The sequence below is a fragment of the Thiorhodovibrio frisius genome (assembly GCF_033954835.1).
Lineage (GTDB): Bacteria > Pseudomonadota > Gammaproteobacteria > Chromatiales > Chromatiaceae > Thiorhodovibrio > Thiorhodovibrio frisius.
Genome location: NZ_CP121471.1, coordinates 554,353 through 574,512, shown reverse-complemented (window position 1 = coordinate 574,512; position 20,160 = coordinate 554,353). Strand labels below are relative to the sequence as shown.

The 20,160-nt window shown below is 51.0% G+C and carries 20 protein-coding genes, 1 tRNA gene and 1 pseudogene; 14 read left to right on the top strand and 8 right to left on the bottom strand.

Annotation, left to right across the window (positions count from 1 at the left end):
* Positions 1-125: 125 nt before the first annotated feature.
* The 7 genes from Thiofri_RS02970 to Thiofri_RS02940 form a co-directional block, all read right to left on the bottom strand.
* Positions 126-1,052, bottom strand: coding sequence for a hypothetical protein (locus Thiofri_RS02970; RefSeq protein WP_009149836.1), 927 nt, complete (start codon positions 1,050-1,052; stop codon positions 126-128).
* A 261-nt stretch (positions 1,053-1,313) separates the two neighbouring features.
* Positions 1,314-3,086 (bottom strand): UvrD-helicase domain-containing protein, encoded by a 1,773-nt coding sequence (locus Thiofri_RS02965; RefSeq protein ID WP_009149838.1) that lies wholly within the window; start codon positions 3,084-3,086, stop codon positions 1,314-1,316.
* Positions 3,087-3,309: 223 nt separating this feature from the next.
* The gene (locus Thiofri_RS02960) at positions 3,310-4,857 is read right to left on the bottom strand and encodes an SIR2 family protein (protein ID WP_223296784.1); all 1,548 of its coding nucleotides are present in this window, start codon (positions 4,855-4,857) and stop codon (positions 3,310-3,312) included.
* Positions 4,858-4,959: 102 nt separating this feature from the next.
* A complete protein-coding gene (locus Thiofri_RS02955) occupies positions 4,960-6,045 on the bottom strand; it encodes an HNH endonuclease family protein (RefSeq protein ID WP_009149842.1) in 1,086 nt (361 codons plus the stop codon).
* Positions 6,042-7,076, bottom strand: coding sequence for an adenine-specific methyltransferase EcoRI family protein (locus Thiofri_RS02950; protein WP_009149844.1), 1,035 nt, complete (start codon positions 7,074-7,076; stop codon positions 6,042-6,044). Before Thiofri_RS02950 ends, Thiofri_RS02955 begins: the two co-directional genes overlap by 4 nt.
* A 306-nt stretch (positions 7,077-7,382) precedes the next feature.
* Positions 7,383-8,108 carry a hypothetical protein gene (locus tag Thiofri_RS02945; protein WP_009149846.1) on the bottom strand — a complete coding sequence of 242 codons (726 nt, stop codon included), beginning with the start codon at positions 8,106-8,108 and terminating at the stop codon, positions 7,383-7,385.
* Between the two features lie 72 nt (positions 8,109-8,180).
* Positions 8,181-9,215 (bottom strand): pentapeptide repeat-containing protein, encoded by a 1,035-nt coding sequence (locus tag Thiofri_RS02940; protein WP_323705842.1) that lies wholly within the window; start codon positions 9,213-9,215, stop codon positions 8,181-8,183.
* Positions 9,216-9,446: 231 nt separating this feature from the next.
* Here Thiofri_RS02940 and Thiofri_RS24690 point away from each other — a divergent pair.
* From Thiofri_RS24690 to Thiofri_RS02875, 14 genes and pseudogenes are all read left to right on the top strand, one after another.
* Positions 9,447-9,551, top strand: a pseudogene (locus tag Thiofri_RS24690) (helix-turn-helix domain-containing protein); the annotation flags it as partial.
* Positions 9,552-9,679: 128 nt separating this feature from the next.
* Positions 9,680-10,729 carry a tyrosine-type recombinase/integrase gene (locus Thiofri_RS02935; protein WP_009149850.1) on the top strand — a complete coding sequence of 350 codons (1,050 nt, stop codon included), beginning with the start codon at positions 9,680-9,682 and terminating at the stop codon, positions 10,727-10,729.
* Positions 10,730-11,031: 302 nt separating this feature from the next.
* Positions 11,032-12,459 carry a tyrosine-type recombinase/integrase gene (locus tag Thiofri_RS02930; RefSeq protein WP_323705841.1) on the top strand — a complete coding sequence of 476 codons (1,428 nt, stop codon included), beginning with the start codon at positions 11,032-11,034 and terminating at the stop codon, positions 12,457-12,459.
* A 46-nt stretch (positions 12,460-12,505) separates the two neighbouring features.
* Positions 12,506-12,706 (top strand): hypothetical protein, encoded by a 201-nt coding sequence (locus Thiofri_RS02925; protein WP_009149855.1) that lies wholly within the window; start codon positions 12,506-12,508, stop codon positions 12,704-12,706.
* A 120-nt stretch (positions 12,707-12,826) separates the two neighbouring features.
* Positions 12,827-13,534 (top strand): hypothetical protein, encoded by a 708-nt coding sequence (locus Thiofri_RS02920; protein ID WP_009149856.1) that lies wholly within the window; start codon positions 12,827-12,829, stop codon positions 13,532-13,534.
* 125 nt (positions 13,535-13,659) lie between these two features.
* Complete coding sequence (locus tag Thiofri_RS02915; RefSeq protein ID WP_009149858.1) at positions 13,660-13,875, top strand: helix-turn-helix transcriptional regulator; 216 nt, start codon at positions 13,660-13,662, stop codon at positions 13,873-13,875.
* Positions 13,872-14,435 (top strand): hypothetical protein, encoded by a 564-nt coding sequence (locus Thiofri_RS02910; RefSeq protein WP_009149859.1) that lies wholly within the window; start codon positions 13,872-13,874, stop codon positions 14,433-14,435. The genes Thiofri_RS02915 and Thiofri_RS02910 overlap by 4 nt, the downstream gene beginning before the upstream one ends.
* Entirely contained in the window at positions 14,432-14,689 is a 258-nt protein-coding gene (locus Thiofri_RS02905) for a hypothetical protein (protein ID WP_009149860.1), read from the top strand. Before Thiofri_RS02910 ends, Thiofri_RS02905 begins: the two co-directional genes overlap by 4 nt.
* Positions 14,686-17,541, top strand: a complete 2,856-nt coding sequence (locus Thiofri_RS02900; RefSeq protein WP_009149862.1) for a DUF927 domain-containing protein — start codon at positions 14,686-14,688, stop codon at positions 17,539-17,541. The genes Thiofri_RS02905 and Thiofri_RS02900 overlap by 4 nt, the downstream gene beginning before the upstream one ends.
* A complete protein-coding gene (locus tag Thiofri_RS02895; protein ID WP_009149864.1) occupies positions 17,538-18,083 on the top strand; it encodes a hypothetical protein in 546 nt (181 codons plus the stop codon). The genes Thiofri_RS02900 and Thiofri_RS02895 overlap by 4 nt, the downstream gene beginning before the upstream one ends.
* A complete protein-coding gene (locus Thiofri_RS02890; RefSeq protein ID WP_009149865.1) occupies positions 18,077-18,349 on the top strand; it encodes a hypothetical protein in 273 nt (90 codons plus the stop codon). The genes Thiofri_RS02895 and Thiofri_RS02890 overlap by 7 nt, the downstream gene beginning before the upstream one ends.
* Positions 18,350-18,360: 11 nt before the next feature.
* Positions 18,361-18,735, top strand: coding sequence for a hypothetical protein (locus Thiofri_RS02885; protein ID WP_009149867.1), 375 nt, complete (start codon positions 18,361-18,363; stop codon positions 18,733-18,735).
* Between the two features lie 57 nt (positions 18,736-18,792).
* Entirely contained in the window at positions 18,793-19,290 is a 498-nt protein-coding gene (locus Thiofri_RS02880) for a hypothetical protein (protein WP_009149869.1), read from the top strand.
* Between the two features lie 32 nt (positions 19,291-19,322).
* Entirely contained in the window at positions 19,323-19,829 is a 507-nt protein-coding gene (locus Thiofri_RS02875) for a DUF5681 domain-containing protein (RefSeq protein ID WP_009149871.1), read from the top strand.
* A 109-nt stretch (positions 19,830-19,938) separates the two neighbouring features.
* Here Thiofri_RS02875 and Thiofri_RS02870 read toward each other — a convergent pair.
* A tRNA-Lys gene (locus Thiofri_RS02870) sits at positions 19,939-20,014 on the bottom strand.
* Positions 20,015-20,160 lie beyond the last annotated feature (146 nt).

Here is a 20,160-nt window from a genome sequence, read left to right as displayed (position 1 = left end):
CGTCACGTTTTTGTCACGCTGAAAATCAGCCAAGAACCACGCCACAACAGTAAAGCGCCGATCCCATAGCCCTGAAGGGCGACAAAACCTTACCCCGCAACCCTGGCACCGCTTTTGCTTGCATATTACCAAGGCGTCTTCCATGTCTGAAGGGAGTCCTTGAGCCCTCGCCGACTCTTTTCATCCTTCCTCCAATGGTAAATAGTGTGGGATAGGAATCGTTTTTTTGAAAATTCTTTGCAAAAATCTACCGAATTCTGTTGCGAAGAAGCCTCAGAAAGTCCTCTCTCTTTCCTCAGCAAACGACCGGCTTTAGTGCGGTTTGCTTGCATAAAATACATACGTTCACGATACCAGTCCCAGAACTTAAAATTTACCAAATCTGAAAGACAGTTGATTCCATCCCTGCTTATTTGTTCTGAACCGTTCAAGCGGAATTCTGTATGACAGGCTGGAGATCCATGCTTAGGGTTACCCTTTTTTAAAATATACATCTTAAATAGGCGTTTAGCGGAATATTGACTCTCCTTAGAATTCTTTATCTTACCCTGCTTAAAACGAATTGAATAAATTCTTTTCTTACCAAATATTTTTGGTCTGAAGATCTTCGCTGGCCCACGCTTAAATTGAGGTAAAACAATATATGGAGCCAAGTATTGTAGCAACCGAAGAGCCCTCAGCCTATTTTCACAAAGAAAGTCAATTGCAATTTCTATAACTGAAATAGTGTAATCACTCTCCTGCATAATGACAATCAAATCCTTGATGACTTTGTCCGTAGGTCTACGAAGAAAAATGTTGAAACCAACTACCCTGCGCCCGGTCCTTTGTTTATTCTTTCCACTCTTATCCTTATAGAAAAAAGACTCAAAATTCTTATTCAGGTGATAATCAAAATATCGACCCTTAGTCACACTCAGCAATTTTTCACAGTCATCAAAAAGAGCAAGATTATGAACTCGAATAACTACCAGATCAAAGTACCATTCAAAGCCAGAGCTCAGGTTCGATACTGACGATCTAAATTTTTCTTCACTGACATATTCTCTCATTATTAGATCTTCTTTATGCTTGTTCCGCAAAATAATTCATACCATGTTATATCTATAGCCCCACCACAACACACACCATTATCCAAACAACTGACAACAGAATATAAAAACTAGAGACTTGATAATCATTATCGTCAGATTGAAAGAAAATGATATGTTGGAAATCATCAAGTTTACGAAGACCACAAAAATATCAATACCAACCCACTTTTATCATTAATAAACACTAACTATAAATACCAAAACCCACGATTTTATTAATCAACCAATAACCTCTACCTCACAATTCTCTAAGAGAAAACTTTCTTTAGGGAGAAATGAAGTAAGTACATTTTTAATTCTCTTCTTTTTTGTATTTATTGTGGAATCAACGGCCTGATATTCCTCAAAGAAAAATAAATATAATCTTTGTTTCGGTCTTGTAATTGCCACATGGAAAAGGTTTAATTCCGAATTCCTATCCCAATTTTTAGTGAGTGGATTTCTATTCTCATCGAAAACATCTATTAAGAAAACATGATCCCAAGCTTTTCCTTTAGCTTTATGTTGGGTTCCAACATAAATACCATCCCTCTCAGGGTTATCCAAGAACATTTTTAGTTTTACCAAAACATCCTTAACACTATTTCCAAAATTTATAAGCAAACCATAACGATTCAGGATACTTGTAATTCCAAGATGATGGTAAGCATCGACCTTGCCCTGGCATCTCTCTTTAAAGGTTCTTTTTAACTTATCAAAAGAAAGACTTCTTCTTAAATCAGATACCCCGTTTAAAACTCTCCGGCATTTTGTTGCTGTTTTATCATCAATGTTTAATAACTGCCTGTTTATAACCACTCCACAACTTAAAGCAACTTCTTGGGCTTGTTTTTCATTCAGGCCATAATAATATTCAAGATAGTCTTTCAGTTTTTTATTATTTAAATCTAACACTGCTTCAGAAAAGGCTAGAAAATGTTGAAGGATATTTTCTTCGTCTTTAGGGAGATCTGACACCCCAATCTTGATATCATGTTTAGAAAGAAAATAAGTAAACTGCCTAAAGTCCTTTTTGAATCTTGTGATAACCGCAATTTCATTAGGTCGACCCCCCTGATCAATAAGATTTTTAATTTTCTTAGCAACAGCATCTAAAGCTAACTCTCTGCTCGGCGACTTATGATAAAACGGGATTCCGCCTTCTTTTGAACTTTTAATAATTGGATATTTCTTTCGATCTGGGCATGCGTTAACCAGTGCAGCAGTTGGCTTTGTAAGCCGATAAGTGTGGTCTAAAGAAGTGTAGCTACTTTCAGGAAGTTTCTTAGCGAGTTTCCTTACAGCTCCGCATGATGCCCCTTTAAAAGAATAGATAGCTTGCCGATCATCCCCTACGACTAAGGATGTCTCAGAGATATTAATCAACCTTAAGACAAAACGCTTTTCTATCGCGTTAAAGTCTTGGTACTCATCGACCAACAATAGTCTTGGAGCATCAAAAGAAATTTCCTTTTTCTTCAAAAATGCTTGGCATACTGTAGACCCCAGACGGATCATATCTGCGTAGGAGCAAACATTTTCTTCTCGCTTTCTCTGATTAACGCGATTGATCAGTGTTTTTCCAAGGTTGTTCGGAATAGATAACTCGCGGCAAACTGTTCCGGTAAATTGACCTTTGTATTCTCGCTTTCGATAAAACTTTTTTAAAACTGCTTCTGGGGTAACAGAAGAATTAACTAAAAGAAATAAATCACGGTCTTTGTTGTTCTTTGCTCGCTTTGGTATTTTTTTAAACGAGAAATACTCTAGGTTCTGTCTTATCAAGCTAAGACCTAAAGCATGAAGCGTCGTAACTCTTGCTAGATCGCCAAGTTCTTCCCGAAGTTCTTTCGCTAAAGCCCTAGAGTAGGTAACGAAAAGAATTTGCTCCTTAGTTAGCCCGGCAGTTGTTCTTGCCTCTTTAAGAACATTCTTCAAAAGAGTAGTTTTTCCACTACCTGCTACTGCCTGAATAATTGTTACTTGGTTTTGGATTTTAGAAAAGCTTTTCATGTTATTGAATCTCACTTAAACGTAGTAAGTAAGGCAATTTTTTTGGTTCGATTAAATGCAAGGAGAATAATTCGATCCAGACCCCTTTAATATTCTTGGTTCAACCCATTATGCAGGGTACCCTTTTTCATTCACATCAGAAAGATCTTCTTCCAGAACTGGCATAAACTCTTTCCTTGTTGACGACGTTGATTCAAGTGTTTATCTTAATTTTATCAATACGTCACCACCCCCATTTTAAGCGATCATAAAGTGATGCAAGTTTTCTAAAGCTACTGGCATAACTTGATATGTTATAGTCAAGCTTGCGTTCATTTTCAATCAGAAATCTTTTAAGAAGGTCAATATCAATTTTATCTCTTGAAAGGAAAGGAATGTATGCTGCTGAGTTTTCAGGAGTACATGACTCAAGTATTTCTTCCATAGACATAAGAGAATAGTTTCTGTAAAAAGGTTTTCTGTATGTATTTACGCGAAATGATTCTATATCTCTCAACACAACTTTGTCTAAGTCGTAGTCGCTCATTGAATATTGATCGTGGCTATCTATTCCAACTTTTCTTAGATAATAAAATACTGGCACGTTTGGGGAGTTTTTACAGACTCTAGGTGCAACATGCTTGAGCACCTGTTCGCTGTCATAATTCTGGTCTTCGTGAATCAGATCACCAAGTAATTCCGAAGTTCCAATTGATGCATAGCCAACGAGCGACGGGCCTTGAGGCTCTTGGTGTGCTACACCGACACCAACAAGAAACTCAATATCTTCTTTTGATTCAATTTCATCAATGTCAACCACGCATATCTTCTCTTCTGGCTTCGTCGACTGTACAAGTTCATATAGTTGTTCCTTGCAGTAACGTAACACCCTTGCGGGGATTTTTCGTTTTGTAGAATCAATTGCTTTATAGACTGGCAAGTAATCGTTCGTTTTCACTAAAACCAACGGTATTTGTATACCATCAATAGTTAAGTAAGTATCGGATATATTGGGATCTTCGTTTTCCGATAATCTCTGGACAAAAATTAGATTTTTCCTGAGCTTTTCTACGTTCTCATTCCCTATACACGCGGTTATTGCTTTCAATAAGTTACTGATATTAGGATCTGAAATAGAGTAGCCGATAAAAACAACGGGGTGCTCTACGAATACAGTTATTAGTTTAGCAGCTAGATATGTATTCTTCTCGTTAAAGCTGTCGTAATCCAGGTCTGTAAGAACCAACGAACCAGGCTTTGATGAACATCCATGTATTTTATATATTTCTCCAATTTCTTGGGGGTTTTGAAATAATAACTCCTCTTGCCCAATATATGTCTTGTATTCAGGAAAGAGTTGCTCTATAAACAGATCCCAATTAGTTGTAATAACTCCATCGACGTTTAGATTTGCAAGAAGCGTAACTTCTTCAAAATGTCCAGAATCCTTAGCTTTCGATTGATCTAACGTAGCTAAGTAACTGGATATCTCAATTCGAAGCGCCGAGGTTTCATCTTCGATTTTAGATTTATGGATTTCCACACTAGGTTTGTATTCTTGGGCAAACCACCAGTACTCGTTGAAATCCTTCGCGAGAAGCGCTGCTACTTTAGGATAGTTTCCATTTGCCGAGGACACGTAGTATTCAAATGGCTTTCCTGCTACGCAGAATTTGGATAAAAGCCCTTTCCAGTCCTCAAGTCCTAAGTATCTTCGTGAAAATCCTGAACCTAAAAATAGAAAAGGGCCAGCAGCGGTATTCTTAAAAATTTTAATTAGTTTTTGTTCCATACCTATACGTTTTCTCAGTTGGCTGCTATGAGCTCTCTCCATTGACGAAACACGCAAATGAGGCGGCAGAACCTCGCTCGCACCTGACTTAGTAGGGCTTTATTATTTCCCTGATTTTCTTCTGTTGTCTTCTTTACATAGCATCTGGCAGTTCTCAGCACTCGTCTTTCCACCTTCGTGCCATGGTGTAATATGATCGGCCTCCATATCGTCTATATCAAAGTGTTCTTTACAAACTGTGCAGATCCCTTTTTGGCGCTCATAAGCCTCGCGCTTCTCGTTCTTGCTGAAAGCTCGGATATTTAGATTCTTTTCTTTTCCGTCTAATACGTAGGCATAGATCCCTTTCTTTTTAGTGACATCCTCATCTTCCATGAGTGTTGAGACTTCGTCTTCTAGTTTTCTCGGGTCTAATTCTTGATCCTTAAACATGTTGTAGAGATCACCCCATGCGATCCCCTTCATCTCTTTCCGGTAAACCGGGAAGGTGGACTTAACCCAAGCTATTACAGACTGGAAATACAGCCAAAGATTATTCGCATTCGGCTTATGCTGGTTCTCCGCCATGTAGTTTTCTATGTCATTATTTTTGCTGATCCACTTGATTGCCGTCTCCAAATAATCTTGACGGATGGCAGTGCCGCTTAAATATTTGCTACCTAATCCGTAAGCAGGACAACCATTTTTACTGAAATGTCGCTTTGCATCGGTCACCCAAGAACCCGCATAAACCGCATTCCTTAATTCCTGTTCCGTCAGCTCTTCGCCGGCTATGTTAATGGTCTTAAACCATTCCAGCCTCTCGCTGTCAGTTCCGCTGCACAAGTAAACCATCAGCTTATAGTTTAAGATGCGCTCTTGCTCATCCTCTTGCCTGTTATGGAAATATAGATTATCGAAAGCAAAGTCGCCTTCTACATACTGGCAAATCGATATTGTACGCTGCTGCCCATCAATAACCTCAAATTCTCCATCGTTACGCACAGCCCAGTACATTACGTTAAGCGGAAAATTTTTTATAATGGTATCAACTACTGCATCTCGTTGTTTGTCTTTATAGATAAACTCACGCTGATAGGGCGGCCGAATATCCAACTTGCCACCGTACCCACTAACCCCGTCTTCTTCGTTGTCTTGATAGCTGTCAGTCAATTCACGAACAGTAATTTCACGAAATTCAATTTTCATATTCTTCTCTTGATCAAAAGACGAGCATAGGTAGATTTATACTTATCGCCAATCTTAATGACTGCTCGCCTATTTAAATCCCCAGGATTAGGAACGCAATCTTCTGTGTATTCTTTTGTTTTTAATCCTGAATTGTTATCTCTATCTGTTATACCAAGAATCTCGAATTGGTCAGGGTTGTACTTATCTAGAAACGAAATCGGCACACCCATTGCTCCGATGTAATCTACTGGAATATCTTTTGTCTTACTCACTTCGATAGCATTATAATTATCGTAGGCAGGATATTCATCAGGATTAAATGTTTTATATAGAATCAAATTCTCGTGTCGCTTTGAGATATCGATGTTGGTGAACCATGTTACGTTTCTGAACTTAACTAGCCCTGTTTTTTCGTTATAAACGCCTTTAGCGAATTCTCTTGGATGGGGTGTTGCAAAATATGCGTTACCTGCCTTGAAGCCGTATCCAAGCCAAATTCTATCTTCCCTTATTAGTTTAAAAATCTCTTTGTAGGTGATGGCGTTGAGACTCCCAATAATTACGAATTTCTTTTCATACTCTATCAGTTGTGCTACATACTCGCGAAAGAGAGAAAACGGCGGGTTAGTGACCACAGTGTCTGCTTTCTTTAATAGCTCAATGCTCTCCTCATTTCGGAAGTCGCCGTCGCTATCTAGGTACTTGATTCCTATTTCGTTTGGATCAGGCACATTTTCGTGGTTTTTTTCACCTTTATATTCTAGGTAGATGGCACACTCAGTATCATTCTGGCTGAACAGATCCATTTTCTGGTTCTTGTAGCAAGTTGTTATAAGCTTTTTAATACCAAGCTTATCAAAGTTATAAGAAAAGTAATGAAAGAAGTTGCTTACACGGGGATCGTCGCAGTTGCAGTAAACCACCTTTCCTTTAAAGTGCGCCTTGTAGTGCTTTAGCTCCCTTTCGATGTCCGCAAGCTGGGTATAAAACTCGTCTTTTTTTGAATTCTTCGCTCTGCGCAAATATTGATTATTCGCTTTTTGTTCCATACAATTTACCAGCACTTATGTGTTGCACATGAATAGGAAAAAGTTTGTAGTTTAATAAAAAATAGGCTCAGCCAGATCGAAGTAATTTCACTTTTTTCTTATCCATTTTCTTTTGTTACATAAGCGAGAATGACGGATTTTGGACGCAGTTCTCATATTTTATTTACGCTCCTTGCATTTTCAGAGAAACAGTGTTTTAGCAAGAAGTCTATAGCGTCATTACAACTTTTTCTTGGGCTAAGAATGCTTCCAGAAAACACTTTTCCGCTGAGCCTGATTTCCGCACAGTTCCCAGATACTATTTTTCTACGCAGCCGCCAGCACAAAAGCCCCGTTTTTGTATCTTCCAAACGGTGAATGTTCCCCGATCAGACCGGTCAAGGCGGGCGCTGACAACTCAACGCCCTCGTCATGGTCCTCAGTGTAGCGTCCCTTGCCGCTATCCTCGAAGACACAGAAGGCGGAAATCCACAGTCTAAAATTTCCGATGTTGAACTGCAAACAGTTTAGCGCCTTTCCGTCCCACCAGCTTAAGCTTTCCCGTGCTCGCTTCATGGGCGCTACCGTCACCAGCAAGCCGAGCCGGTAACGTAAGTCTTTCCAGAGCTGTTTCCAGTTGCCGGTTAGGCAGGCCCTGTCTTCCTCTGACAGGTAGTACCCCTCACAACTTCTTGCTTCCTGAAGCGTAGCGTAGGGATGTGAGTGAAAGTCGCCAAGATAGTCCAGATGTGGCCAATAGGCCGCGAGAGCCGCTCGTTTCAAGGAAATCGCCTCCTCACTGAAAGTTACCGATTCGGTTGTCTGGCGGGCTGTAGTGTCCGTCTGAGCCATTTCCACGCGAAACAGCGTCCGTCCGTCCGCCAGCAAGATTTGTTGCCCGTAGATGCTCCCGTAGGTTTCCAAACCCTTTCTGTTCTTCCCTCGTGCCCCTCGTTTCTCTATTGCATAGGCTTCCAGGGATGACAGAACAAGAGAGATCAAGGCATTCTCGGAGAGCACCACTAAGTAGCCTTTACGGTTTTTCTGATACATCGCGACCTCTAAGTGCTTGAAAAAAATAAGCCGGCTCTTTTTTAAAGTATGAGATCGCTAAATCGGAGTTTGTCAAGGAAGGGGATTAGATTCCTCATTTAGTGTTTTTTCAGGCTCGGAATCTTTAAGCTCCAAGACCCAGGGTTTTGAACTAAAAACTTTGATCGTTGAAAGTTCCAAATCCTCAAGTTCCAAATCCTCAAGTTCCAAATCCTCAAGTTCCAAATCCTCAAGTTCTAAATCCTCAAGGTCTAAATCCTCAAGGTCTAAATCCCCAAGTTCTAAATCCTCAAGTTCTAAATCCTCAAGTTCTAAATCCTCAAGTTCTAAATCCTCAAGTTCTAAATCCTCAAGGTCTAAATCCTCAAGGTCTAAATCCCCAAGTTCTAAATCCTCAAGTTCTAAATCCTCAAGTTCTAAATCCTCAAGTTCTAAATCCTCAAGTTCCAAATGCTCAAGTTCTAAATCCTCAAGTTTTAAATGCTCAAGTTCTAAATGCTCAAGTTCCAAATCCCCAAGGTCTAAATCCTCAAGGTCTAAATCCTCAAGTTCTAAATCCTCAAGTTCTAAATCCTCAAGTTTTAAATGCTCAAGTTCTAAATGCTCAAGTTCCAAATCCCCAAGGTCTAAATCCTCAAGGTCTAAATCCCCAAGTTCTAAATCCTCAAGTTTTAAATGCTCAAGTTCTGAATGCTCAAGCTTCAAATCCCCAAGGTCTAAATCCTCAAGTTCTAAATCCTCAAGTTCTAAATCCTCAAGTTCTAAATCCTCAAGTTCTAAATCCTCAAGTTCTAAATCCTCAAGTTCTAAATCCTCAAGTTCTAAATCCTCAAGTTCTGAATGCTCAAGTTCTGAATGCTCAAGTTCTGAATGCTCAAGTTCTAAATCCTCAAGTTCTAAATCCTCAAGTTCTAAATCCTCAAGTTCTAAATCCTCAAGTTCTAAATGCTCAAGTTCTAAATGCTCAAGTTCTGAATGCTCAAGTTCTAAATCCTCAAGTTCTAAATGCTCAAGTTGATAACGACTATTGATTAAGTAAATATTTATCTTTGGAAAAATGGCCTCTTTGGATAGCCTCGATGCTTTTATTTTTACAAATATAATCAATTAGTTATATCAAATCGTAGTCTTATCGTGAAAAACACTTATAGCGGTATTCTTCCATAGAATGGATCATTTATCCCCTCAAATAATATTGTTTAAAAGAGAAATATATTATTTGAATTAATATTTCACGCTTAAAACCTTTGCATTACCGGGTATCCGCAGAAAGCGTAAAGGCAAGTCGAGGCAGAAGTACTGCCGGGACTTGTCCTAAAATCACGCTTAGCCAATCCCATGAACGAAAAACTCCTCCTGACTTACCAGCAAGCGGCAGAAATCTTAAGCATCAGCCCGAGGTCAGTGAAGCGACTGGTCCAACGGAAGAAGATCAAATGCGTCTATCCTGTCAAACGCGCCCCTCGTATTGTCAGAGAGTCAATACAGGCGTATGTTGATCAGTTGGGAGGATCAAGCTATACTATAGAAGAGGGATCGGCTATGCGTAATCCGAATACAGGGGATACGCAATGGCCAAACGAAACGATAAAGATGGGCTCTACCAACGAAAAGACTCGCCTTACTGGTGGGCCAGCTTCAAAGACGCTAGCGGGAAAAGAGTTAGATGCTCTACTGGGACCAGTGATCGGCAAGAGTCCGAAGCGCTCCTCTCCAAATGGAAGTTAGAGGCTTTTCAGCAACGGCAATGGAATGCTCCTGAAGAAGTAACGTTCCAACAAGTCATCCTTTACTTTCTTAAGGAGACTAAGGGCGTTAAGCGGAGTCATGATGATGATTGCTCGAACGCAAGAACACTTCGGGAAAGTTTTGAAGACGAAGATATGCGTGTCCTGACTCCCGTTAAAGTGGGGCAGTATGTTGCTAAGAGAAAATCTGAGGGCGTTTCTAATGCGACGGTCAACCGAGGGCTGGCTTTGTTATCAGCGGCAATTAACCGCTACAACCGGGACTTCATGGAGAACTTGCCGAATCCGACAAGAGGTCGAAAGCTGAAGGAACCAGAGGCAAGGATTCGCTACTTGACCCGTGAGGAAGCGGAGATGTTGATTGCTCAGGCGGAAGTGGCGTTTCGAGCACCACATTTGCCAGATTTTATTCGGCTGGCTGCGCATACCGGATGCCGTGCCCAGGAGATGTTAGGGCTTGAATGGAGCCGGGTTGACCTTGAAAAACGGCAGATTTTGCTCGAGGGAAGTCATACAAAGACAGCAAAACGCCGCTCGGTGCCGCTAAATAAGGTGGCTTTTCAAGCGATTCTGAATCGTCAAGCCTTTTGCCTGGAACATTGTCCGGAAAGTCCTTGGGTCTTCTGCAATAGCCAAGGCGAGCGGATCTGCTCGGTCAAGAAAAGCTTTGCGAGCGCTTGCCGGAGGGCGGGGATCACGAATTTTCGCATCCATGATCTTCGCCATACATGCGCCACATGGCTGACAACAGCCAGAGTGGCAACAGCGGAGATCAGGGACCTACTGGGGCATAGCTCGATCAACATGACCGAAAAATACGCACATCTTGCCCCGGAAAATGTTCGTCAGGCTGTCGAGGTGCTGGACAAGTAAGTCACGTTTAAGTCACGGTCGATTCTGGAAAACACCCAGAATCGCCCTAACTTATTGAAAAATGGTGCGCCCTGTGCGACTCGAACGCACGACCACCTGATTAAAAGTCACTGTTTCGCCCCTTCCCTTGTCTACTATCGGTTGCGCTAGACTGCGAAAAAACAGTAGCTTGCCCGCTTTCAGTCTGCTACCATTTACGCTCAGTCACCACCGCAAACGCTCCCGCCTGGTGACTGTGTGGTGACTGTAACCGGCGGCGCTGGTGACTGCCGGACCCACTGACTACCGGGAAGGTGCTACCGATGGCGAAAGACTCAAACAAGACCGAACGGCGCAAGCTGATCAAGCGCGACATTGACGCGGCCCGGCACGAAGCCGGCGACCCGAACGCCCGCGTTGTCCTGTGGGATTCCGAGCTGCTCGGTTTCGGCTGTCGCGTCTTTCCGAGCGGCGCGAAAACCTTTGTGTTGTCCTACCGCACCAACGGACGCAAGCGGCTGTTGACCATCGGTCGCTATGGCACCTTGACGGTTGAACAAGCCCGCAAGATGGCGCGCGCGGAGCTGGTGAAAGCGGAGGCCGGAACAGATCCCCTTGAAGAACGCCAGCGCGACACCCGAGGCGAGACCATCAAGGACTTGTGCGCGGCCTATCTCGAACGGCACGCCAGCCAAAAAAAGAGCGGCCATGATGACCAACGGCGCATCAATAGCCACATCCTGCCCACATGGCGCAATCTGAAAGCGGCCAGCATCAAGCGCGCGGACGTGGCGGCGCTGCATTCCAAGATCGGCAAGCGCGCGCCCTATGAAGCGAACCGCACCCTTGCCCTGGTGGCCAAGATGTTCGAGCTTGCCCGGCGCTGGGGATTCGTGCCCGAGGCCCACATCAACCCGGCGCGCGACATTGACCGCTTCAAGGAAACCAAGCGCGACCGCTACATCAAGCCCGACGAATTGCCCCACCTGGCGGCGGCCATTAATAGCGAGCCGAACGAATCAGCCCGCAATGGTCTGTGGCTCTACCTGCTGACTGGCGCCCGCAAAAGCGAACTACTCAAGGCGCGCTGGGATGATCTCGACCTAGACCGTGGCGAACTGCGGCTTGCCGACACCAAGGCCGGACGGACTCACTATCTGCCCTTGAGCGCGCCCGCCCTGGCGCTGTTGCGCGAGATTCCGCGCCAGCCCGGAAACCCTTACATCCTGCCCGGCAAAGGCCCGCGCGCGGCCAAGGCTGGCGAAAAGACGGCGGCCCCGCTGGTGAATATCTCCAAGCCTTGGACCCGCGTTAAGAAAGCCGCGACGCTCGCACGCTGGCGCGAACTCCCCCAGGTTGCCGAACTGATTGACCGCTTGACCGAGGCCCGCGCGGCGAACAAGAGCAAGCACACGGCCTGCGATTGGGATGCTACCCCGTCACTGACAGAGATTCGCGCGGCTTGCGACACGGCTGGCTTGACCCTTCCGCCAGCGATTGACGATGTTCGCCTTCACGACCTGCGGCGGACGGTCGGAAGCTGGTTAGCCCAGGCTGGCAATTCCTTGCACCTGATTGGTCGCGTGCTGAATCACTCCAACGCCAGCACCACACAAGTCTATGCCCGGTTCGGACAAGACAACGTGCGCGCGGCCCTCGAACAGCATGGCGAACGCTTGCTAGGCGCGGCTGGATTGAAGCCCAAGGCGCCCGTGGTTGACCTGCCGACCAAGCACCGCAAGGCTGGCTGATTAACCCTGTCACTGACGCAATTCCCCAAACCCAAGAGGCCCCACCATGACAACCATGATTGCCGAAGTCTATGACGCCCTGGTGAGCGCTGGCGCTGATGACACCAAGGCCCGCGACGCGGCGAAGGCGATAGCGGATTACAGCCGAGACATTGCCGAGGTGAAAGCGAATCTCGCCTTGCTCAAATGGATGGTCGGATTCAATCTCGCCTTCACCCTGGTGATGCTCTGGAAGGTGTTTAGCTGACTGGCGGCTAACCCGCTACACTGTTCGCGCTGGCCTAGGATGGCCCCCGAAAAGGCGGTTTCACCTTCCCGCCCTGGCCAGCGCCCCCCCTCGAAGGTGCCCGCGTGAAGGTGCGCGAACATGGCGACAACCGCGATTCTTTGGCATCGCGCCTGCTCGATTCTCAAAATCGGTCAATCCAAGCGCGCGGCTGGTTGGCCGGACGCCCTGAATATCGAGCAACTCTCGACCCTCCACTATCCAAGCGACGCCAGCATGGCCGAAGCCCTGTTGTCGCTGATGGCCGCAGACATTGAAGCCGGAAGCCTGCCCGCGTGCGGCTTTGAACATGTGCCCGGCGACGAAGATTACCGTCAACTGATAGCCCGGTTCGGCGCGACAAGCCAAGGCCCCGCTATCCGCTCGCGCGACATCCCGATGGTATCGCGCGACGCCTATCGCGACTGGCCAGCGCGCCCCGACCTGCCAGAAGATTCCCCCTTGCACGGGTGGATTGCGGCGACGCCAGCCCCCGAGGCACAGCGCGAAGCCACCAATGGCAAGCAACCACCGGCGCGCCAAATCCTCCCCCGCAAGCCTACCAAGCGCAATCACGCTTGGACCGAGGTTATTCTGGCGACCATTGACGCTTTTGAAGCCGAGCATGGATTTTCCCCAACGGCGCGCGAAGCATGGGCCCGCCTGGCCAACACCCGCCCTGACGGTTGGAATTATGTCTACCGGCAAGACCGCAACGACTGCCTAATGGCTGGCGAAAAACTGCCGCTTGACCAAGCCACCTTTGAGCAACGGTTCCGGCGGCTGTTTCAAGCGAAGCGAAGCCGTTAAAGCGCGCAAAGGTTCGCTAAGCATCGACAAGGCGCGCTAAGCAACGATAGCGCCAGCCCGCCAGCACTCCCCGTTAGCTTGACTCCCGCACTACTACCGAGTGCGAACAACGGAGCCAAGCGACCATGAACGACAATCTTTCCCCCTCTCGCGCGCTGCTGAATGAAACCGAGGCGGCGCTTTCTCTCGACCTATCCCCCCGCACCCTGCAAGCGTGGCGGATTCGCGGCGAAGGCCCTGCATTCGTGAAACTTGGTCGGTCTGTGCGGTATGACCGCGCGGAAATTGACCGCTTCATTGCCGAGCGCACCCAAGCCAACACGGTCGGAGGTGCGGCATGAACCGCCTTCAAGCCCAACACCAAGCCCAACGCCTTCGCGAACTGGCGGCCAGCGTTCATTCCTGTATTACCGCGTCGCGCGAAACCGGCGAACCGGAACAGCGGTTCGGCCTGCTGGCGGCGGCGGAACAACTGGCCGGCGAATTGCGCGAGCTGGCCTGGTCGCATTCCGAAACCGCGCGCGCTCAAGGTAATGAACTCGCCAGCATTGAAGGCAATGCAACGGCGGCACTGCGATTCATTGAGCAAGGCAAGATTCACGGCCCCGGCGATAACGCCAGCGTGCGGCTAAGGATGATTCGGGAAAAGGCGGCGCGCGTGATTCGCCCACCTTGCGCGCGCATCGCCCCGGCATTGATCGCGGCATTCAATGCCGACCCATCGGACGCGACCGCCAGCGCGGTTTATTCGGCCCTGGCGGCTGCTGGTTATCCAATCGACCATGACGCCAGTCTAGTCGCGGCGGACGATACCAGCGGCGACTTGATGATTCTCGATGATGACCGCGAAGCGACCTTGACCATTCGCGCTAATGGCACGGTCTGGGAGGCGAAGCAATGAAAGCCCCCCACATTAACCCCTCCCTGGTGGCTACATTCCAACGCGACCCGAGCAGCAAAGCAGCGGACGCGATCTTTGAGGCTGTTGAAGCCCTGGCTTGTCACCTTCCCGGCGGCGGAACCCTGTTCGATGAAATCAGCGGCCTGATTATCCGCTCGCGTGATAGCCGAATCGCCCTGGAAATCGGCACCGATGGAAGCCTTAATGCGACTCTGGTGGATGAACCAATGAGCGCGTGGGAGGTGGACGAATGACCGACACCACCGAAGGCCCGCCACTGGTGGACATCAAAGCCACCGCCCGCGCGGCACTGACCAGCGCGGACGCTGTTTTGTCGCGCTGGTTGCCCGGCGGCAAGCGCCAAGGCCCGGAATATCTGGCGCGCAATCCAAGGCGGACGGACAACCGGCCCGGTTCTTTTTCCGTCAACACCCAAACCGGCGCATGGGCTGACTTTGCCACCGGCGACGCTGGCGGCGACCTTGTTTCCCTGGTGGCCTATCTCGAAGGCACCGACAGCCAAGGCGAAGCGGCCCACCGGTTGGCCAATGCTCTCGGAATAACCGCAACGGTTGCGCTAAATCGCTCGGACAATTCCGCAACTGTGACGGAAAAGGCGCCCGCGAATTGCCACCACAAGCCCGAGGTGACGCCCGCGCCCGAGCCCAAGGCAACGCCAGCACCCGAGCCGATACCGGCTGACGCGCTAGCCAAGCGGCCCCAGGAACACCCCAGGCACGGCAAGCCGACTGCCGAATGGTGTTACCGCTCGCCTGATGGTCAACCGCTCGCGTTCGTGTTGCGATTCGACCCGCCAGAGTCTCGAAAGCAATTCGCCCCCTTGACTTGGGATGGTTCGGCCTGGCGCTGGAAGGCACCGCCCGAGCCGCGCCCGCTCTATGGACTCGACCGACTAGCGGCCCGGCCCGAGGCCCCGGCGCTGCTGTGCGAAGGCGAGAAAGCGGCGGACGCGGCGGCGGCGCTGGTTCCCGAGGCTGTTGCTATCGCCACCATGAACGGCGCGCAATCACCCAAGAAATCGGACTGGACACCGCTTCGCGGCCGGCGCGTGTTGGTCTGGCCTGACCATGACAAGGCCGGCGCCCAATATGCCCGCACGGCTGGCGTGCTGGCCTATGCCGATGGCGCGGCGGAGGTGGCCATTCTCGACCTTGCCGAGCTGACGCCCGAGCTGCCGGACAAATGGGACGCGGCGGACGCGCTGGCCGATGGCTGGACGCCTGAGCGGTTCACCGAGGCGGCCCGCTGGCGCGATTCTCCCTCCCCCTTTGAAAAAAACGAGGGAACCAAGGGAACCGAGGGAAACGCCAGCAACGGTGCGGCTTCAAGCGGTTCCCCATCGGAAAAACCCGAGGGAAACGAGGGAACCGAAAAGCCGAAACCCGAGGTGGAGCGCCCCGGTTATGCGGTGCATGACAAGCGCACCGGCTTTGGCCCCGCTGGCCTGTGGTGGCATGGCATCAAGGACGAAGCCGAGGTTGACCAATGGATATGCACGCCCCTGCATGCCGACGCCATGAGCGCCAGCGACACCGACACCGAGCACGGCCTTTTGCTGCGGTTCCGCAATGCGGCCGGACGCTGGCGCGATTGGGCTATGCCGATGGCGCTACTCAAAGGAAGCGGTGAAGAATTGCGCGGCGAGCTGCTGGCGCTTGGCGTGCGAATCGACCCAATGAGCCACCGCTTGTTGAACGGCTACCTGATGAGCCGCTATCCCAAGCGGCGCGTGCTGGCGGCGACCGAAACCGGCTGGCACATGGCCGGCAAGGTGTTCGTGTTGCCCCGGCGCATCATCGGCGCTGGTGACGTGCGGTTTCAATCCGAACATGCCCAGCATGAGGAATTCACCACCGGCGGCACCCTGGACGCCTGGCGCTCTGAGATTGCGGCGCGCTGCATTGGGAATCCGATTCTGACCCTGGCGGTTTCGGCGGCGCTTGCCGGCCCACTGCTGGCCAAGGTGCACCGGACAAGCGGCGGATTTCACCTTGTCGGAGATAGCAGCACCGGCAAGAGCACGGCCCTTTCCTGCGGCGCGTCAGTCTGGGGAGGCCCTGGCTTTGTTCGCACCTGGCGCGCGACATCGAACGGACTCGAAGGCATCGCGGCGGCACTGAATGACACCGCGCTAATTCTCGACGAAATCAGCGAAGCGGACCCGCGCGAGCTTGGCGCGGTTATCTATGCCATCGGCAACGGCACCGGCAAGAGCCGCGCGCAACGCACCGGCGGCGCCAAACCGGTTCGACGCTGGCGCGTCATGCTGCTGTCAAGCGGCGAACGCACCATTGGCGCGACCATGCTCGAAGGCGGCAAGCGCGCCAAGGCCGGACAAGAAGCCCGCTTGTTGGATATTCCATGCTCGCGGCGCTTCGGTCTGTTTGATGACTTGCACGGCATGGCCAATGGTCGCGCGCTCTCGGACGCCTTGAGAACAGCGGCGGCGGTTCACTTTGGCCATGCTGGACCCGCCTTTGTTCAAGCACTGGTGGCTGATGATTCCGGCGACCCTGGCGAACTGCTGGCGGCGATTCAGAGCCAAAAAGAATTCGCCGCTGAATCAAGCCTTGAAGGACGCGCGGCCGGCGCGTTCGCCCTGGCGGCTTTGGCTGGCGAGCTGGCGACGCTCTATGGAATCACCGGCTGGCCGGAAGAAGAAGCCACAAAGGCGGCGGCCACCGCCTTTGCAGCATGGAAGGAACAGCGCGGCAAGGGACACACCGAGACCCGGCAAATCCTCGAAGCGGTTGAAGACTTCATTGCCAAGCACGGCGATTCCCGATTCTCGCATTTTCTGGCCGGCGCGAGCAGCCTAATGATTCGCGACCGCGCTGGCTGGTTTCGGGATGATGATGACGGCACTGACGACGAAGGCGCCAAACGCAAAAAGCGCGTTTACCTGTTCACATCGGCCGGACTGAAAGAGGCGACAACCGGCTTTGACTTCAAGCGCGTGCTGCTGGCGCTAGAGATGGCCGGCTGGATTGCCGAGCATGACGAAGGCAAGCGGCGCAAGCGCATGAAGGTGCACGGCAAGCTCTGGTCGCTCTATGCCATCGCCCCCCAGGAGGTGGAGGAATGAGCATGGCGGCGCTGGCGCAACGCCTGAAACGCGCCCCGGTTCCCCGTTCCCCGACCCCAGGGAACCCCCAGGGAACCGGACAAACCCGCGCCACTGCTGACTTTTCCCCCGGTTCCCCAGGTTCCCCGGAAAACAACAAAGAAGCGCGGACATCGCCCGCCGAATCTCGCCGCTGGCTGGTGACAACCGCCAGCGGCGACGCCCTCACTGTGCGCTATCGCCCGCCCGTCACGCTGGCCAAGGTGCAAGCCGACTATCCCGGCGCCCGCATCGCGCCCGAGCCCGAGCCCGGCGGTTATCCTACTTTTTCTTATGCCGCATTTCCTTATGCCGCAAAAGGCAGCGACTCGCGCGCGCCCGAGGTGGCCTGTTGCTACTGCTGGCACTTCCAACGCGACGCCATCAACCCGCGCGGCGGCCTTGGTCGCTGTGCCGTCAATTCCCCCGCAAGCCACCGGAACCCGGCGCTATGGCCGTGGCCTGCGGCTGTCCATCCTTGCCGAGATTTTCGGCCTACTCCCGAAGGTGACTCCCAATGCTGAAAGAAACCGAGAACCAAATTCCACTGCAACCACTGCCCGAAATCGACAACACCAACGACCCCGAGGCCCGCGCGGTTGCGACATTCTCGAAGTCGCTCGCGACCCTGCTGAACCTATACGAAAGCGACGATCACCCTTGGATTATCGCGGCCATCGTTACCCAAGCGGCCATTCGCCTGCATGGTTGCCCGACCTGTCTGACGCGCGGCGCGATGGCCCAAGCCGAAGCGATGTTTACCGACGCGCCCGCCATGACCTGCCACTGAGGAACGCCAGCATGACCCAATCCCTAACCACTCTCGACAACACCCTACCCGCGCCCGTCACGATTGACCCGGACCGCCTGGCGCGACTGGAAGAAAAGGCCCGTCTGTCTGCTGTCATTGAGCCTTGGAAGCCGGAACCTGGCGACACCTTAACCGGCGCGATAGTCGGAAGCCGGAAGGAAAGCGGCCCGTTCGGCCCCCAGCATCAAGCCCTGATTCAGCGCCCTGACGGCGGCGTGGTCGCGGTCTGGTTGACGGCATGGCTATTGGAGCGGCTGCGCGCGGAAGACGCGGAAATCGGTTCGCTGCTGGCCCTGACCTTTCACGGACAAGAGACTAGTCGCACCGGCAAGCGCTTCAACCGAATGACGCTGGTTGTCGGTTGAAACCCTGTCAGTAACGGACTATCATTAAAACACCGTCACTGACAGAGATTCCCCACCATGCCCGAGACATCCAAGCGACGCGGACCCAAGCCCACCGGACAAGCCCTGAGCGGCGCGGAACGCCAGCGGCGATACATGCAAAGGCTGAAAGGGAAAGCCGTCACTGACAGAGTTTCCGCCCCGGCTGTCAGTGACGAATTGCCAGCGGCGCGCGCGCGCATTGCCGAGCTTGAAACCCTGGTGGCCAATCTGAGAACGAGCGAACGCGCCAGCAAGATTGAAGCGAACCGCTTGACCCGCGAACGCGACGAAGCGCGCGCGGAGCTGGCGGCCATCAAGGCGCTACCGGCGCGGCCATCGCCAGCACAAAACACCGTCACTGACGATAAACCGCGCGGCTATCCGACCGAGGTTAAAGCCCTGGCGGTTCGCATGGCGGACGAAGGCAAGGAAACGAAAGAGATTCGCGCGGCCATTCTCGAAGCCTGCGGCAAGGCCCCGGACATCTCGAACCTGGCGCGACTGATGCGGCAATGGCGCGCGGCGCTGGTCTAATGGCCTGATTGGAACAGAAAGGAGCAAGACCGATGGCACGATTCGAGAAAGGCAAATCTGGAAACCCCGGCGGACGCCCGCGCGGCATCGTCAACTTCGCCAAGCTGCGCAAAGCGATTGCCGATGATGTTCCCGAGATCCTCGAAGCAATGGTTGCGGCGGCAAAAGGCGGCGACGTGGCGGCGGCGAAACTGCTGCTCGACCGCGCCCTGCCACCACTCAAGCCGACCGCACCGGCAGTGTCGATACCGTTATCCGGCGACCCCGCCGACAGCTACCAGCGGATTCTCGCGGCGGCCGGCAAAGGTCAAATTCCGGTAGACACGGCGCTTGCTCTCGCGCAACTGGTTGCGGCAACCCCCGAGCAAGCCCAAGACCTATCGTTCCCCAACATTGAGAAGCTGGACGCAATGTATGCTGCCGCCCAAGAGCACGCGGAGCGCGAGAAGGCGCGCGTGGACCGCGAAATCGCGGAAGGCAAGCGCGGCGGAATGCCCAAGCGAACCGAGCTGACCGAGCCCGAACCGGAAGCCTGGTGACTCCCGGCGCTGGTGACTGAAACCCCGCGAAATTCATCCGCGTGGTGACTATATGGTGACTGTAACGAAAGCGGCTTAGCCCTGATTGAGGCTAAGCCGTTGTTTTATATGGTGCGCCCTGTGCGACTCGAACGCACGACCACCTGATTAAAAGTCAGATGCTCTACCAACTGAGCTAAGGGCGCTTGTATGGAAGACGGATAAGTATAAGGGTTTCGCGGCTTGGGCGCAAAACCCGCGTTTTTTGTTGTCCGCCTTGGTGGGGTGTAACGGCTTGGAACGGACTGCTCCGCAGGCCCGGTAGGCTGGTTGAACTAGGGGGAGGTGGTCA

Coding starts and splice junctions, on each gene's coding strand:
- Thiofri_RS02970 (WP_009149836.1), bottom strand. CDS start 1,052: ATGAGAGAATATGTCAGTGAAGAAAAATTTAGATCGTCAGTATCGAAC.
- Thiofri_RS02965 (WP_009149838.1), bottom strand. CDS start 3,086: ATGAAAAGCTTTTCTAAAATCCAAAACCAAGTAACAATTATTCAGGCA.
- Thiofri_RS02960 (WP_223296784.1), bottom strand. CDS start 4,857: ATGGAACAAAAACTAATTAAAATTTTTAAGAATACCGCTGCTGGCCCT.
- Thiofri_RS02955 (WP_009149842.1), bottom strand. CDS start 6,045: ATGAAAATTGAATTTCGTGAAATTACTGTTCGTGAATTGACTGACAGC.
- Thiofri_RS02950 (WP_009149844.1), bottom strand. CDS start 7,076: ATGGAACAAAAAGCGAATAATCAATATTTGCGCAGAGCGAAGAATTCA.
- Thiofri_RS02945 (WP_009149846.1), bottom strand. CDS start 8,108: ATGTATCAGAAAAACCGTAAAGGCTACTTAGTGGTGCTCTCCGAGAAT.
- Thiofri_RS02935 (WP_009149850.1), top strand. CDS start 9,680: ATGGCCAAACGAAACGATAAAGATGGGCTCTACCAACGAAAAGACTCG.
- Thiofri_RS02930 (WP_323705841.1), top strand. CDS start 11,032: ATGGCGAAAGACTCAAACAAGACCGAACGGCGCAAGCTGATCAAGCGC.
- Thiofri_RS02925 (WP_009149855.1), top strand. CDS start 12,506: ATGACAACCATGATTGCCGAAGTCTATGACGCCCTGGTGAGCGCTGGC.
- Thiofri_RS02920 (WP_009149856.1), top strand. CDS start 12,827: ATGGCGACAACCGCGATTCTTTGGCATCGCGCCTGCTCGATTCTCAAA.
- Thiofri_RS02915 (WP_009149858.1), top strand. CDS start 13,660: ATGAACGACAATCTTTCCCCCTCTCGCGCGCTGCTGAATGAAACCGAG.
- Thiofri_RS02910 (WP_009149859.1), top strand. CDS start 13,872: ATGAACCGCCTTCAAGCCCAACACCAAGCCCAACGCCTTCGCGAACTG.
- Thiofri_RS02905 (WP_009149860.1), top strand. CDS start 14,432: ATGAAAGCCCCCCACATTAACCCCTCCCTGGTGGCTACATTCCAACGC.
- Thiofri_RS02900 (WP_009149862.1), top strand. CDS start 14,686: ATGACCGACACCACCGAAGGCCCGCCACTGGTGGACATCAAAGCCACC.
- Thiofri_RS02895 (WP_009149864.1), top strand. CDS start 17,538: ATGAGCATGGCGGCGCTGGCGCAACGCCTGAAACGCGCCCCGGTTCCC.
- Thiofri_RS02890 (WP_009149865.1), top strand. CDS start 18,077: ATGCTGAAAGAAACCGAGAACCAAATTCCACTGCAACCACTGCCCGAA.
- Thiofri_RS02885 (WP_009149867.1), top strand. CDS start 18,361: ATGACCCAATCCCTAACCACTCTCGACAACACCCTACCCGCGCCCGTC.
- Thiofri_RS02880 (WP_009149869.1), top strand. CDS start 18,793: ATGCCCGAGACATCCAAGCGACGCGGACCCAAGCCCACCGGACAAGCC.
- Thiofri_RS02875 (WP_009149871.1), top strand. CDS start 19,323: ATGGCACGATTCGAGAAAGGCAAATCTGGAAACCCCGGCGGACGCCCG.